Raw genomic sequence first — 14,097 nt, 5'->3', positions numbered from 1 at the left:
GCACATCACCACATCGGGGGCGGTACAGGGAGGAGCGCACGTGCGTGTGCTGATTGTCGAGGACGAGTCGTTCATGGCGCAGGCTCTGGTGACCGGTCTGCGCCGGGAGGCCATAGCCGTCGACCACGCGGCCGACGGGGAGACGGCCCTGGAGCAGCTCAGGTGTCACGACTACGACCTGGTCGTCCTGGACCGTGACCTGCCCGGTGTGCACGGCGACGAGGTGTGCCGGCGCATCACCGAGGACCACCGCTCCGTACGGGTCCTCATGCTGACCGCCGCGTCCTCCCTCGACGACCGCGTCGACGGACTGCGCCTGGGCGCGGACGACTACCTTCCCAAGCCGTTCGACTTCCCCGAACTCGTCGCCCGGCTGCACGCCCTGCACCGCAGGTCGGGCGCACCGCCGCCGCCCGTACTCGACCACTGCGGCATACGGCTGGACCCCTTCCGCCGTGAGGCGTACCGCGACGGCCGGTATCTGCGGCTGACCCGCAAGGAATTCGCCGTCCTCCACCTGCTCATGACCGCTCAAGGAGGTGTGGTGAGCGCCGAGACGCTGCTGGAGAAGGCGTGGGACCAGCACGCGGACCCCTTCACCCAGGCGGTGCGCGTCACCGTGTCCACCCTGCGCCGCAAACTCGGCGAGCCGGCCCTCCTCCACAACCGGACCGGGGCCGGCTACTACCTGGGGCATTCCTTGTGAAGATCTTCCCCACCCGTGCCCGGGTGACCATGCGCGCCCGGCTCACCTTCACGTACGCGGCACTGTTCGCGGCATCGGCCGTGGTCATGGTCGGGCTGTTGTACTTCTTCATGAGGTACGGCCCGAGCTACTCCATACCCCTGACCTCGACGGTCGGCGAGACATTCGACAGCGCCTTCAACCCGCCGGTGAAACCCGTCCCCCCCACCCCGGATTCGGCGGGCACCGTCTCGTACGACGCCAAGCCCACCCAAGGTCTGCTGTCGATGCGGGTGGCCACGAAGGCCGACTTCCTCCAGGCGCTCCTTGTCTTCAGCGCCGTCCTCTTTCTGCTCGTGCTGCTGCTCTCCGTCGTCGTCGGCTGGTTCGTCGCCGGCCGGATGCTGGCGCCGCTCCAGCAGATCACGGCCACGGCGCGGGGCATCGCCGACTCCACGCTGCACGAGCGCATCGTCCTGGCCGGACCGCAGGACGAGATCAGGGAACTCGCCGGCACCTTCAACTCCATGCTGCGCCGCCTCGACCAGGCGTTCCAGGCCCAGCGGCGGTTCGCGGCGAACGCCTCGCACGAGCTGCGCACCCCGCTGGCGAGCATGCGGACCATCCTCCAAGTGGCGCTCGCCTCACCGGAACCGGACGAGTTGCGGGCCGCCGGGGACCGGCTGCTCATCCTCAACAAGCGCTCCACCGAGATCACCGAGGCCCTGCTGACCCTGGCCCGGGCCGATCACGGAGCGATCGCCCAGGAGCCGGTCGACCTGGGTGAGATGGCGCGGGAACTCTGCGTCCAGGCCGGCCCGCAGGCGCGCGAGGCCGGTGTGGACCTCACCGGGCCGATCGGCGAGGCCCCGGTGAGGGGAGACCGGACCCTGCTGCGGCAACTCATCGGCAACCTGATCGACAACGCCCTCAGACACAACCACCGCGGTGGCACCGCGACGCTCACCCTGGAGCGGCCGGAGGACGGCCGGGTGACCCTCACCGTACGCAACTCCGGTCCGCGTCTGGACCAGGGCGCGGTCGACCGCGCCTTCGAGCCCTTCCACCGCCTGGACACCCGGAAGGGGGGTTCCGCCGGCCGTCCGGCCGGATACGGCCTCGGTCTCGCCATCGTCCAGTCCATCGTCCGCGCCCACAACGGCACGCTCGGCGCGGCGCCGCTCGAACCGGGCGGGCTGGAGGTGTCGGTCGACCTGCCCGGCGTGATCCGGACGACAGGCTCTCGTCCGGACAGGGCCTGAGCGCGGCCCAAGCGCTGCCTGAGCGCGGCCTAAGCGCCTTCCTTGAGCACCCGCGAGATCAGCGCGCGCTGCGCGTCCGTCAGCCCCGGGTCCGCGCAATGGACCGCGTGGTCATCGATGGTGATCACGTAGTGGTAGCCGTCCGGTACGCCGGGGGACGGTGTGTCCGCGCCGTCCGCCGTCGCCCGCTCGGCCAGTTCCCGCCAGTCACCGGCATCGCGCAGGCCCGAGGTATCGATCTCGGCCCTGCGCTCGATGCCCGCGAAGCCGCCTGTGCGCCGTACTTGGATACGCATGGGTCCTGTCTAGTACGTGACGGGCGGCGGCGGTAGCCGCCGCTCGTGCCACACCTGGTGCTTCACACCGCGGGGACCCCGACCTGGGACCACGCCTTGGTCACCGCCTCCAGCTCCGCGCCGTCCCCGAAGCGGGAACGCGCCGCCGCGACGGTCAGCCGGGCAAACTCCGCGAACTGCGCGTCGGCCGCCAGCTCGCCGCCGGTCAGCACGTCGAACCAGATCTGTCCCGCCCGCTCCCACGCCTTTCCGCCGAGCGCCGCGGCCAGCAGATAGAAGGCGTGATTGGGGATGCCGGAGTTGATGTGGACCCCGCCGTTGTCCTGGTTCGTCCGTACGAAGCCGGCCATGGTGGCGGGCTGCGGGTCCTTGCCGAGGACATCGTCGTCGTACGCGGTGCCCGGCGCCTTCATGGAGCGCAGCGCCTCTCCGGTGACCCCGGGAGCGAGCAGGCCCGCGCCGATCAGCCAGTCGGCCCGGTCGGCGGTCTGGTCCAGGGTGTACTGCTTGACCAGCGAGCCGAAGACGTCCGAGACGGACTCGTTGAGGGCGCCCGGCTGCCCCTGGTAGTCGAGGTTGGCGGTGTACTGGGTGAGGCCGTGCGCCAGCTCGTGGCCGATCACATCGACGGGCAGCGTGAAATCGAGGAAGACCTCGCCGTCACCATCGCCGAAGACCATCTGTTCGCCGTCCCAGAAGGCGTTCGCGTACCCCTCGTCGTAGTGGACGCTGGCGACCAGTGGCAGCCCGGCGCCGTCGAGCGAGTCGCGTCCGTACGCCGACCGCAGCAGCTCGAACGTGGCGCCGAGACCGCTGTACGCGCGGTTGACCGTGGCGTCGCGGCCGGGCGCGTCGCCCTCGCCGCGCACCTTCCTTCCCGGCAGCGTGGTGCGGTGCTCGCAGTCGTGGAGGGTGCGGTGCGGGTTTCCGGTGGCGGCGGCCGTGGGCGGGTCGATGGCGCGGAGACCGGTGATCCGGCGGCGGGTGCGGTGGGCGGAGTCCACCTCCAGCGTGCGGCGGGCGGGCCCGGAGAGACGGGGGTCCTCGGCCTGGGCGAGCTTGTCGAGGACATGGGGCGGCACAATGGTGCAGAAGACGGGAGCGATGGCGTTCATACGAGCACGGTGGCAGTGCGTCACCCCTCTGTCACTCATCGCGACAGGAATTGCTGAGATGGAGTGATTCGCGGCGGTTCGGTCTTTACTTATCCGATCCCGCATTCTGATACGGACCCGCGCGTCCGGCACCGCTCGGCTAGGCTGCCTCACATCATGCGTTTCGGGCTGCTTCTCCTTAGCTGCCGCGGCGAGGGTCTGTAGTCGTAGGCCGACCCCCTCCCCGCGGAGTCTGGCGTTGCGGCGATCACGCCCGTCGGCCACCCCCAGTGGACACACGAGGAGCCCTGCGCAATGTCTGATTCTTCCGTCGGTCGCGCCACGCCCATCACCAACGCGACCCACACCCAGCGGCCGTCCGGGATGCCGATCCACAAGTACGGCCGCTACGAGGCGGTGGAGATCCCCGACCGCACCTGGCCGGACAACCGGATCACCGTCGCCCCCCGCTGGCTCTCCACCGATCTGCGCGACGGCAACCAGGCCCTGATCGACCCCATGTCACCGGTCCGCAAGCGCGAGATGTTCGATCTGCTGGTCCGCATGGGCTACAAGGAGATCGAGGTCGGCTTCCCGTCCTCCGGTGAGACCGACTTCGCGTTCGTACGGTCGATCATCGAAGAGGGCGCGATCCCCGAGGACGTGACGATCTCCGTCCTGACCCAGTCCCGCGAGGAGCTGATCGAGCGCACCGTCGAGGCGCTGCGCGGCGCCCACCGCGCGACCGTCCATCTGTACAACGCCACCGCTCCCACCTTCCGCAAGGTCGTCTTCCGCGGTACGAAGGAGCAGGTCAAGCAGATCGCCGTGGACGGCACCCGGCTGGTGATGGAGTACGCGGAGAAGATCCTCGGCCCTGAGACCGTCTTCGGCTACCAGTACAGCCCGGAGATCTTCACCGACACCGAGCTGGACTTCGCGCTGGAGGTCTGTGAAGGCGTCATGGACGTCTGGCAGCCCGAGGCCGGCCGCGAGATCATCCTCAACCTGCCCGCCACGGTGGAGCGTTCGACCCCGTCCACGCACGCGGACCGCTTCGAGTGGATGTCGCGCCATCTCTCCCGCCGCGAGAACGTGTGCCTGTCCGTGCACCCGCACAACGACCGCGGTACGGCCGTCGCCGCCGCCGAACTGGCGCTCATGGCCGGGGCGGACCGTATCGAGGGCTGTCTGTTCGGGCAGGGCGAGCGCACCGGCAACGTCGACCTGGTGACGCTGGGCATGAACCTCTTCTCGCAGGGCGTCGACCCGCAGATCGACTTCTCGCAGATCGACGAGATCCGTCGTACCAGCGAGTACTGCAACCAGATGGAGATCCACCCGCGCCACCCCTACGCGGGCGATCTGGTCTATACCTCCTTCTCCGGCTCCCACCAGGACGCCATCAAGAAGGGATTCGACGCGCGTGAGGCCGACGCCGCCGCGCAGGGCAAGCCGGTCGACGAGATCGAGTGGGCCGTGCCGTATCTGCCGATCGACCCGAAGGACGTGGGCCGTTCGTACGAGGCGGTCATCCGGGTCAACTCGCAGTCCGGCAAGGGCGGGATCGCGTACGTACTGAAGAACGACCACAAGCTGGACCTGCCGCGCCGGATGCAGATCGAGTTCTCCCGGATCATCCAGGCCAAGACCGACGCCGAGGGCGGCGAGGTCACGCCCGGCCAGATCTGGTCGGTCTTCCGGGACGAGTACCTGCCCAACCCGGACAACGCGTGGGGCAGGCTCCAGCTGCGCTCCGGCCAGACCACGACCGACACGGACGGCAAGGACACGCTGACCGTCCAGGCCGTCGTGGACGGTACGGAGACCGTGCTCACCGGTACCGGCAACGGTCCGATTTCGGCCTTCTTCGAGGCTCTGGCGGCGGTCGGGGTGGACGCCCGGCTGCTGGACTACCAGGAGCACACCATGAGTGAGGGCGCGAGCGCGCAGGCCGCCTCGTACATCGAGTGCGCGATCGACGGAAAGGTGCTGTGGGGCATCGGAATCGATGCGAACACCACCCGCGCTTCACTCAAGGCGGTCATTTCCGCGGTGAACCGCGCGGCCCGCTGATCCGGCCGTCGGCCCCGGCCTGACCTGAGCGTTCACGAACCCCGATCACCGGCCACGGTGGTCGGGGTTCAGCCATGTCGTGGCGATCTCACGCCGCGGTACTGACGGCGCCCGCGCGATGTGGCTAACATCACGTCAACGCGGCGGCTCTGTATCCGGATTCCCTGCATCCGGATACCCCGGAAAGGGCGCAGAGGTGAAGCGGAGCGCAACGCAACGAAGCGTTGCCGGAGCGTTACGGAGGTGCGCGACGTGCTGCCAGCTCAGAGACCCGGCGGGCGAAAAGTGCGTTTCTGCGGCATTCGTACGTCCTGGAACACCGTCGGTGACGGGGAGTTCTTCTGCCCCGACTGCGGAGGCGACCGCAACTACCGCCGTCGTACGGGCCGTCGCCGTTTCACGGTGCTCGGGGTCCCGCTGCTTCCGCGTGGCTGCGCCGGGCCGGTCGTCGAATGCGCCGCCTGCCACGCCCACTTCGGGATGGACGTACTCGATCACCCCACCACCGTCCGCTTCTCCGCGATGCTGCGCGATGCCGTGCACACGGTCGCGCTGGCGGTCCTCGCGGCGGGTGGCACCTCCTCGCGCACGGTCAGGGAGACCGCGGTCCTCATCGTCCGGGCGGCCGGGTTCGAGGACTGCACGGAGGACCGGCTGACGGATCTCGTGGAAGCTCTCGCCGCGGACACCGGCCGCTTCCTCATCGAGCCGGGGCCGTTCGGCGCGGCGCTCGCCATCGAGCTGCATGAGGCGCTGGAGCCGCTGGCACCGCATCTGGCCCCGGCGGGCCGGGAGTCGATCGTCCTCCAGGGCGCGCGGATCGCGGTGGCGGACGGACAGTACAGCCTGCCGGAGCGCGAGGTGCTGAGCATTGTCGGCGGCGCGCTCCAGCTCTGCTCGGACGATACGGAGCGACTGCTGCTGGCGGCGTCCGGCACGCCTTCCTGAACCGGACCCGGGAGCGAGGGCCCGCGAGGAGCGGGAGGGGGAGGCGGCGGGAGGCGGAGGGGCGTCCGCGTATGCGGGAGAATGGCCCCCATGAGTCTGTTCCGGGACGACGGCGTTGTGCTGCGCACCCAGAAGCTCGGTGAGGCCGACCGCATCATCACGCTTCTGACCCGCGGCCACGGCCGCGTCCGCGCCGTCGCCCGGGGGGTGCGGCGGACCAAATCGAAGTTCGGGGCGCGGCTGGAGCCGTTCTCCCATGTCGATGTGCAGTTCTTCGCGCGCGGCAGCGACCTCGTCGGACGCGGGCTGCCGCTGTGCACGCAGAGCGAGACCATCGCCCCGTACGGTGGCGGCATCGTCACCGACTACGCCCGCTACACCGCGGGCACCGCCATGCTGGAGACCGCCGAGCGGTTCACCGACCACGAGGGCGAGCCGGCCGTCCAGCAGTATCTGCTCCTGGTCGGCGGGCTGCGTACGCTCGCGCGCGGGGAGCACGCGCCCCATCTGATCCTGGACGCCTTCCTGCTGCGCTCCCTCGCCGTCAATGGCTACGCGCCGAGCTTCGACGACTGCGCGAAGTGCGGACTCCACGGGCCGAATCGTTTCTTTTCGGTCGCGGCGGGTGGCGTCATCTGTGGCGACTGCCGGGTGCCCGGCAGCGTCGTACCCTCGGCTGAGGCCGTCGGACTGCTCAGCGCGCTGCTGACCGGCGACTGGGAGACGGCGGACGCGTGCGAGGCACGGCACGTCAGGGAGGGCAGCGGACTGGTGTCCGCCTATCTGCACTGGCACCTGGAGCGCGGGCTGCGCTCGCTCAGATACGTAGAGAAGAACTAGGAAACTAGGAGACGAGAGCGCATGGCACGACGCGGAATCCTGGGGCGTTCCAGCCGCGAGTACAAGACGCCGGAACCGCACCCCTCCGGTGCGCGCCCGCCGAAGATCCCCGGCGAGCTGGTCCCGAAGCACGTGGCCTGCGTCATGGACGGCAACGGCCGCTGGGCCAAGGAGCGCGGTCTGCCGCGCACCGAGGGCCACAAGGTCGGCGAGGGCGTCGTGCTCGACGTGCTCAAGGGCTGTCTGGAGATGGGCGTCAAGAACCTCTCCCTGTACGCCTTCTCCACCGAGAACTGGAAGCGGACCCCCGACGAGGTGCGCTTCCTCATGAACTTCAATCGCGATGTCATCCGGCGCCGCCGCGACGAGATGGACGAGCTGGGGATCCGGATCCGCTGGGTGGGCCGGATGCCCAAGATGTGGAAGTCGGTCGTCCAGGAGCTCCAGGTCGCCCAGGAGCAGACGAAGGACAACGACGCCATGACGCTCTACTTCTGCGTCAACTACGGCGGTCGCGCGGAGATCGCGGACGCCGCGCGGGCGCTCGCCGCCGATGTCGCGTCCGGCAAGCTCGACCCGTCCAAGGTCAACGAGAAGACGTTCGCCAAGTATCTGTACTACCCGGACATGCCGGACGTGGATCTCTTCCTGCGCCCCAGCGGTGAGCAGCGCACGTCCAACTACCTGATCTGGCAGAGCAGTTACGCCGAGATGGTCTTCCAGGACGTGCTGTGGCCGGACTTCGACCGCCGCGATCTGTGGCGGGCCTGTCTGGAGTACGCGTCCAGGGACCGGCGTTTCGGCGGGGCGCTGCCCAACGAGGAGCAGCTGGAACAGGCGGAGCAGCAGGACTGAGACGCGCCGCGGTCGCCGTACGGGCTGATGGTGGCCCCGTACGGCGACCGAAGGCGCCTGAAGCAGGACGCGGACTTACTCGTCTAGTTCTTCGAGACCGCCGCCGCGCACTCCGCACACGTACCGAAGATCTCCACCGTGTGCGCCACGCCGACGTAGCCGTGCTGCGCGGCGATCGTCTCGGCCCACTGCTCCACCGCGGGGCCCTCGACCTCGACGGCCTTTCCGCAGACCCGGCAGACGAGATGGTGGTGGTGGTCGCCGGTCGAGCAGCGCCGGTAGACCGACTCGCCGTCGTTCGTCCGCAGCACATCGACCTCGCCCGCGTCGGCGAGGGACTGAAGGGTGCGATAGACCGTGGTCAGACCGACCGAGTCACCACGGTGTTTGAGCATGTCGTGGAGCTCCTGCGCGCTGCGGAACTCATCCACCTCGTCGAGCGCCGCCGCCACCGCGGCGCGCTGGCGGGTCGATCGGCCGCGCACGGGGGCCGCGCTTGATCCACCGCTGGGCGCAGTCGTCACAGGTGCCTCCTTGCCTCTGCCCGTATCACTCGGGCGTTGCCCGCTTCCCACGGGCCATTCTGCCAGTTCGTGACCGGCTCATGGTCAGACCGTGACATCGCCCGCGGTCCGGCGCGCGGCTGGTACGTCCACGCCCGCCGCTGCCACGTCCGGCGCCGCCGCGTCCGGTACGGCCGCGGTCTCGGCGGCCCGCAGCGCGCGGGCCCTGCGTCTCGCGAGGGGAGTCGCGAGAGCGGTCAGCACCACGAAGACACCGATCGCGATGAGCACGATCGTCGCGCCGGGCGGTACGTCCTGGTAGTACGAGGTGACCGTGCCGGCCAGCGTCACCGCCGTACCGATCACGACCGACAGGACGAAGGTGACCACGAAGGACCGGGTGATCTGCTGGGCCGCCGCGACCGGCACCACCATCAGCGCGCTGACCAGCAGCAGCCCCACCACTCGCATGGCGACGGTGACCGTCACCGCGGCCGTGACCGCGATCAGCAGATTCAGCGCCCGCACCGGCAGTCCGGTGACGCGGGCGAACTCCTCGTCCTGGCTGACCGCGAAGAGCTGCCGCCGCAGCCCCACCGTGACCAGCACCACGAAGGCGGCGAGCAGCGAGATCGCGGTCACGTCCGCCGGCGAGACCGTCGACAGGGAGCCGAAGAGATACGTACTGAGGCTGCCGGTGGAGCCGTTCGGCGCGAGGTTGATCAGCAGGACACCGCCCGCCATACCGCCGTAGAAGAGCATCGCCAGCGCGATGTCGCCGCGCGTGCGGCCGTACGCCCTGATCAGCTCCATCGTGACGGCGCCGACGACCGAGACCAGCGTCGCCGTCCAGATCGCGCTGGTGGAGAGCAGGAAGCCGAGACCGACCCCGGTCATCGCGACATGGCCGATGCCGTCGCCCATCAGGGCCTGGCGGCGCTGTACGAGATAGATGCCGACGGCGGGGGCGGTGATGCCGACCAGTACGGCCGCGATCAGCGCGCGCTGCATAAAGGCGGTCTGGAGAATTTCCATGGTCAGGTCAGCAGTCCTGTGCGGAGCGGCTCGCCGGCCTCGTGCGGATGGCAGCCTGGATCGGTCAGAGGATCGGGGCCATGGCCCGGCGGCGGGCCTCCCGCGCTCGAAGAGCTCGGAGAAGCCTGCTCGGGGGCCCTCGGCGGAGGCCCGTCGTGCACCACACAGCCGTCGCGCAGCACCACCGCGCGGTCGATCAGCGGCTCCAGCGCGCCGAGTTCATGCAGGACGAGCAGGACGGTCGTACCGGCCGCGACCTGTTCGCGCAGGGTCGCCGCGAGAATGTCCTGGCTTGCCAGGTCGACGCCCGCCATCGGCTCGTCCATGATCAGCAGTTCGGGCCCGGCGGCGAGCGCCCTGGCTATCAGCACGCGCTGGTGCTGGCCGCCGGACAGGGCCTCCACGGAGTCCTTGGCGCGGTCGGTGAGCCCGACCAGTTCGATGGCCCGCTCGACGGCGGCCCGGTCGGCCCTCCTGGGCAGGCCGAACCGCGTACGGGACAGCCGGCCGGAGGCGACGACCTCGCGGACGGTCGCGGGCACCCCGCTCGCGGCGGTGGTGCGCTGCGGTACGTAGCCGACGCGGGCCCAGTCGCGGAAGCGGCGCAGCGGGGTCGAGAAGAGCGTGATCTCACCGTCGGTCAGCGGTACCTGCCCGATCATCGAGCGTACGGCGGTGGACTTGCCGGAGCCGTTGGCGCCGAGCAGGGCGACGACCTCTCCGCTGTGCACGGTGAGGTCGATGCCGCGCAGCACGGGGCGCGCACCGAGCGTGGCCCTGGCGCCCCGGACGGTGACGATCGGTGCGGAGCCCTGATCCGATGCCTGCCGTGCCGCCTCGGCGGTCCGGCCGCTCTCCACCGTCGCCATGTCGGGCGCCTCCGATACTGGTGTCGGCCGTTGTGTCGGCTGTGTCATTTCGCGGGCTTCACGTCACGGGTCACTTCGACGGCCTCACTTCGCGCCGAGTGCCTTCCGCAGCGCGGTGAGGTTGGCGTTCATGACCTCGATGTAGTCATCGCCCTTGGACTTGTCCGTAATTCCCTCCAGCGGGTCCAGGACGTCGGTCTTCAGTCCGGAGTCCGCTGCGACGGTCTTGGCGGTCTTGTCGCTGGCGAGCGTCTCGAAGAATACGGTGCCGACCTTGTCGTGCTCCGCGATGGTCTCCAGTTCCTTCATCCGGGCGGGGCTGGGCTCCGACTCGGGGTCGATGCCCGCGATGGCCTCCTGCGCCAGACCGTAGCGCTCGGCGAGATAGCCGAAGGCGGCGTGGGTGGTGATGAAGGTCTTGGTGGTGGTGTCGGCGAGGCCCTGCTTGAACGCGGTGTCCAGGCCGCCGAGCTGCTTCACCAGGGCGTCGGTGTTCTTCCGGTACGCGGCGGAGTTGTCCGGGTCGGCCTTCTCCAGGGAGGCGCCGACGCCCTTGGCGACCTCGGCGTACTTCACCGGGTCCAGCCAGATGTGCGGGTCCTTGCCGGCCAGGGCGTCCTCTTCGCCGGCGGAGTGGCTTTCCTCGGTCGCGTGGGCGTCCGCCTGATCGCCCGCGTGGTCGTCCCCGTGGGAGTCCCCGTGGGAGTGGCCGACCTCGGTGCCGTGCTTCTCCAGCGTGGTGAGGGAGGTCGCGTCGACGGTGTTCTTCACACCGGACTGCGTGATGGCCTCGTCCACGGCGGGCTGGATGCCCTTGAGATAGAGGATGACCTCGGCCTCGCCGAGCTGGGCGACCTGCCGGGGGGTGAGCTCCAGGTCGTGCGGCTCCACGCCGGGCTTGGTGAGCGTGGTGACGGAGACATGGTCGCCGCCTATTCGCTCGGCCAGGAACTGCATGGGGTAGAACGACGCGGTCACCGCGAGTTTGCCGTCGCTTTTCCTGGCGGCGGCCGCGTCGGAGGGGGAGCAGGCGGACAGCGCGACCAGGCCGAGGGTGACTGCTCCGGCGAGAGTGGCGGTGGGTATCAGGCGTCGTGCGTTCATGAGTGTCATTTTCAACAAAAGTGGAAACGATTGTCAACAAGGGTCGGGAACCTCTCTTACCCCGCACCGATTTGATCCAAGGGGTGCGCCCGCCGCTAATCTGAAGCATTCGCCGTTCGTCGTCGTCGTAATGAAGAGAGCACCGTGGCCGCCGACAAGATCGACAGCATCGTCAACCTGAGCAAGCGCCGTGGCTTCGTCTACCCGTCCAGTGAGATCTACGGTGGTCAGCGCGCCGCCTGGGACTACGGGCCGCTCGGAGTCGAGCTGAAGGAAAACCTCAAGCGCCAGTGGTGGCGTTACATGGTCACCTCGCGCGAGGACGTTGTCGGTATCGACTCCTCGGTGATCCTCGCCACGGAGGTCTGGGAGGCGTCCGGCCACGTCGCGACCTTCAGTGACCCGCTCACCGAGTGCACCTCCTGTCACAAGCGGTTCCGCGCCGACCACCTGGAGGAGGCGTACGAGGCGAAGCACGGCAAGGCCCCCGCGAACGGCCTCGCCGACATCAACTGCCCCAACTGCGGCAACAAGGGCACGTTCACCGACCCCAAGCAGTTCTCCGGCCTGCTCTCCACCCACCTCGGTCCGACGCAGGACTCCGGCTCCATCGCCTATCTGCGGCCCGAGACCGCGCAGGGTATCTTCACCAACTTCGCCCAGGTGCATGTGACTTCGCGCAAGAAGCCGCCGTTCGGCATCGCGCAGATGGGCAAGTCCTTCCGGAACGAGATCACTCCGGGCAACTTCATCTTCCGTACGCGCGAGTTCGAGCAGATGGAGATGGAGTTCTTCGTCAAGCCGGGCGAGGACGAGCAGTGGCAGGAATACTGGATGGAGCAGCGCTGGAACTGGTACACCGGCCTGGGTCTCCGTGAGGAGAACATGCGGTGGTACGAGCACCCGGCCGAGAAGCTCTCGCACTACTCCAAGCGCACCGCCGACATCGAGTACCGCTTCCAGTTCGGCGGCAGCGAGTGGGGCGAGCTGGAGGGTGTCGCCAACCGCACCGACTATGACCTCTCCGCGCACTCCAAGGCGTCCGGCCACGACCTGTCGTACTTCGACCAGGAGGCCGGCGAGCGCTGGACCCCGTACGTCATCGAGCCCGCCGCCGGTGTCGGCCGCTCGATGCTCGCCTTCCTCCTCGACGCGTACAACGAGGACGAGGCGCCCAACGCCAAGGGCGTGCTGGAGAAGCGCACCGTGATGCGTCTTGACCCGCGCCTCGCGCCGGTCAAGGTGGCCGTGCTGCCGCTCTCCCGTAACCCGCAGCTCTCGCCGAAGGCCAAGGGGCTCGCGACGGATCTGCGGCGCAACTGGAACATCGAGTTCGACGACGCGGGCGCCATCGGCCGCCGCTACCGCCGCCAGGACGAGATCGGCACACCGTTCTGTGTGACCGTCGACTTCGACACCCTGGACGACAACGCGGTGACCGTGCGCGAGCGCGACACGATGCAGCAGGAGCGCGTCTCGCTCGACCAGATCCAGGGCTACCTCGGCGCCCGGCTCCTCGGCTGCTGACAACGGCCCACATTGAACGGCGGGTCACGTTCGTAGCTCGAAGCCCCCGGTTCCTCCACGGAACCGGGGGCTTCGTTGCAGACTGGGCGCTGACCTACCAGGGAGGCACGGATCATGCCGGCCACGACCACCAGCACGGTCAGGAGATGGGATCAGGATGGACGCGAGCATGTCGTACGCGTTCAGAAGGCGGGTGCGCAGCGGTCGTTGATCTGCGACACCTGCGGCTGGCGCAAGGGGGCGCAGTTCCTGCCCTGGCTCAAGGCCGAGGAACACCTCACCGAGGCCCACCGGGCGACGGTGGACCCGGCGGCGGACTGACGGGGCGTGAGCGGGGCCGTCAGCCCGCCCGCAGCCCGCGCAGCAGCAGATCGCACACGGCGGTGAACTCGGCGTCGATCGTGGGCTTCCGCCATTCCGGCGCGTACGCCGGGTCGTGGAAACGGGCCGTGGCGGCGAAGACCGCCCCGGCCGTGCTCGCCGGGTCCGCAGCCACGAACTCGCCCTCGCGCACGCCCTCTTCGACGATCCGGGTGAGCTGGTGGGCCAGCTCCGTCAGATGCGCGTCGACCACCTCGCTGCTCTCGTCGATGAGCACGGAGAACGTGGCGAACAGCTCCGGGTCGTCCCCGGCCTTGTGCCGCTTGGTGTCGAACAGCGCCAGCAGCCAGCCGCGCAGCTTCTCCGGGCCCGGCTCGGCCTCCCCTTCCATGATCCGGGCCAGCGCGGTCTCCGTACGGCTCAGCCAGCGCGAGGTGACCGCCTCCCGCAGCGCGGCCTTCGTACGGAAGTGCCGGTAGACACTGCCATGGCTGACGCCGAGCACCCGTGCCACATCGACCACCGTCGCCTTCGCCGGGCCGTAGCGACGCAGCACCTCCTCGGTGGCTTCGAGGATGCGCTCTGCGGTCAGGGGCTCGGTGGCCATGGGGCGCCCGACCTTTCATGACGTGACTCGTACGGCGGATGCGACAGATGACACTACCCGTCAGGTCCGGTGACC

At 69.2% G+C, this 14,097-nt stretch carries 15 protein-coding genes; 8 read left to right on the top strand and 7 right to left on the bottom strand.

Annotated features, from left to right (window positions below):
* The first annotated feature begins 40 nt into the window (after positions 1-40).
* The gene (locus ACFRMN_RS01840; RefSeq protein ID WP_383011708.1) at positions 41-706 is read left to right on the top strand and encodes a response regulator transcription factor; all 666 of its coding nucleotides are present in this window, start codon (positions 41-43) and stop codon (positions 704-706) included.
* Positions 703-1,947: a sensor histidine kinase gene (locus ACFRMN_RS01835; protein ID WP_383011705.1), complete on the top strand. Its 1,245-nt coding sequence runs from the start codon at positions 703-705 to the stop codon at positions 1,945-1,947. The genes ACFRMN_RS01840 and ACFRMN_RS01835 overlap by 4 nt, the downstream gene beginning before the upstream one ends.
* A gap of 29 nt (positions 1,948-1,976) precedes the next feature.
* Here ACFRMN_RS01835 and ACFRMN_RS01830 read toward each other — a convergent pair whose 3' ends face one another.
* Together ACFRMN_RS01830 and ACFRMN_RS01825 are read right to left on the bottom strand one after the other, a co-directional pair.
* Positions 1,977-2,243, bottom strand: a complete 267-nt coding sequence (locus tag ACFRMN_RS01830; protein ID WP_383011702.1) for a protealysin inhibitor emfourin — start codon at positions 2,241-2,243, stop codon at positions 1,977-1,979.
* Positions 2,244-2,305: 62 nt separating this feature from the next.
* Positions 2,306-3,358, bottom strand: coding sequence for a M4 family metallopeptidase (locus ACFRMN_RS01825; RefSeq protein ID WP_383011699.1), 1,053 nt, complete (start codon positions 3,356-3,358; stop codon positions 2,306-2,308).
* Between the two features lie 294 nt (positions 3,359-3,652).
* On the opposite strand from ACFRMN_RS01825, the gene leuA reads away from it, so the two are divergent.
* The 4 genes from leuA to ACFRMN_RS01805 all read left to right on the top strand — a co-directional run bounded on the left by leuA (position 3,653) and on the right by ACFRMN_RS01805 (position 8,056).
* Positions 3,653-5,413, top strand: a complete 1,761-nt coding sequence (leuA, locus tag ACFRMN_RS01820; RefSeq protein WP_383011696.1) for a 2-isopropylmalate synthase — start codon at positions 3,653-3,655, stop codon at positions 5,411-5,413.
* A gap of 252 nt (positions 5,414-5,665) precedes the next feature.
* The gene (locus ACFRMN_RS01815) at positions 5,666-6,361 is read left to right on the top strand and encodes a TerB family tellurite resistance protein (RefSeq protein WP_383011693.1); all 696 of its coding nucleotides are present in this window, start codon (positions 5,666-5,668) and stop codon (positions 6,359-6,361) included.
* Positions 6,362-6,451: 90 nt separating this feature from the next.
* Positions 6,452-7,201, top strand: a complete 750-nt coding sequence (recO, locus tag ACFRMN_RS01810) for a DNA repair protein RecO (RefSeq protein ID WP_383011691.1) — start codon at positions 6,452-6,454, stop codon at positions 7,199-7,201.
* Between the two features lie 21 nt (positions 7,202-7,222).
* Positions 7,223-8,056 (top strand): isoprenyl transferase, encoded by an 834-nt coding sequence (locus ACFRMN_RS01805; protein ID WP_383011688.1) that lies wholly within the window; start codon positions 7,223-7,225, stop codon positions 8,054-8,056.
* 83 nt (positions 8,057-8,139) lie between these two features.
* Here the strand turns inward: ACFRMN_RS01805 and ACFRMN_RS01800 are convergent, their stop codons facing one another.
* The 4 genes from ACFRMN_RS01800 to ACFRMN_RS01785 form a co-directional block, all read right to left on the bottom strand.
* The gene (locus ACFRMN_RS01800; RefSeq protein WP_383011685.1) at positions 8,140-8,580 is read right to left on the bottom strand and encodes a Fur family transcriptional regulator; all 441 of its coding nucleotides are present in this window, start codon (positions 8,578-8,580) and stop codon (positions 8,140-8,142) included.
* 84 nt (positions 8,581-8,664) lie between these two features.
* A complete protein-coding gene (locus tag ACFRMN_RS01795) occupies positions 8,665-9,594 on the bottom strand; it encodes a metal ABC transporter permease (RefSeq protein WP_383011682.1) in 930 nt (309 codons plus the stop codon).
* 2 nt (positions 9,595-9,596) lie between these two features.
* On the bottom strand, positions 9,597-10,463 hold the full coding sequence (locus tag ACFRMN_RS01790) for a metal ABC transporter ATP-binding protein (RefSeq protein WP_383011679.1): 867 nt from the start codon (positions 10,461-10,463) through the stop codon (positions 9,597-9,599).
* 84 nt (positions 10,464-10,547) lie between these two features.
* Positions 10,548-11,567: a metal ABC transporter substrate-binding protein gene (locus tag ACFRMN_RS01785; protein WP_383011676.1), complete on the bottom strand. Its 1,020-nt coding sequence runs from the start codon at positions 11,565-11,567 to the stop codon at positions 10,548-10,550.
* A 144-nt stretch (positions 11,568-11,711) separates the two neighbouring features.
* Between ACFRMN_RS01785 and ACFRMN_RS01780 the strand changes: the two genes are divergently transcribed.
* Together ACFRMN_RS01780 and ACFRMN_RS01775 are read left to right on the top strand one after the other, a co-directional pair.
* Positions 11,712-13,094, top strand: coding sequence for a glycine--tRNA ligase (locus tag ACFRMN_RS01780; protein ID WP_383011674.1), 1,383 nt, complete (start codon positions 11,712-11,714; stop codon positions 13,092-13,094).
* Positions 13,095-13,208: 114 nt separating this feature from the next.
* Entirely contained in the window at positions 13,209-13,415 is a 207-nt protein-coding gene (locus tag ACFRMN_RS01775; RefSeq protein ID WP_383011671.1) for a hypothetical protein, read from the top strand.
* A gap of 19 nt (positions 13,416-13,434) precedes the next feature.
* Here ACFRMN_RS01775 and ACFRMN_RS01770 read toward each other — a convergent pair whose 3' ends face one another.
* A complete protein-coding gene (locus ACFRMN_RS01770; protein ID WP_383011668.1) occupies positions 13,435-14,022 on the bottom strand; it encodes a TetR family transcriptional regulator in 588 nt (195 codons plus the stop codon).
* Positions 14,023-14,097 lie beyond the last annotated feature (75 nt).

This window comes from Streptomyces sp. NPDC056835 (assembly GCF_042789485.1).
GTDB lineage: Bacteria > Actinomycetota > Actinomycetes > Streptomycetales > Streptomycetaceae > Streptomyces.
The sequence above is the reverse complement of the archived record's forward strand: the minus strand, read 5'-3'. Positions and strand labels throughout refer to the sequence as shown.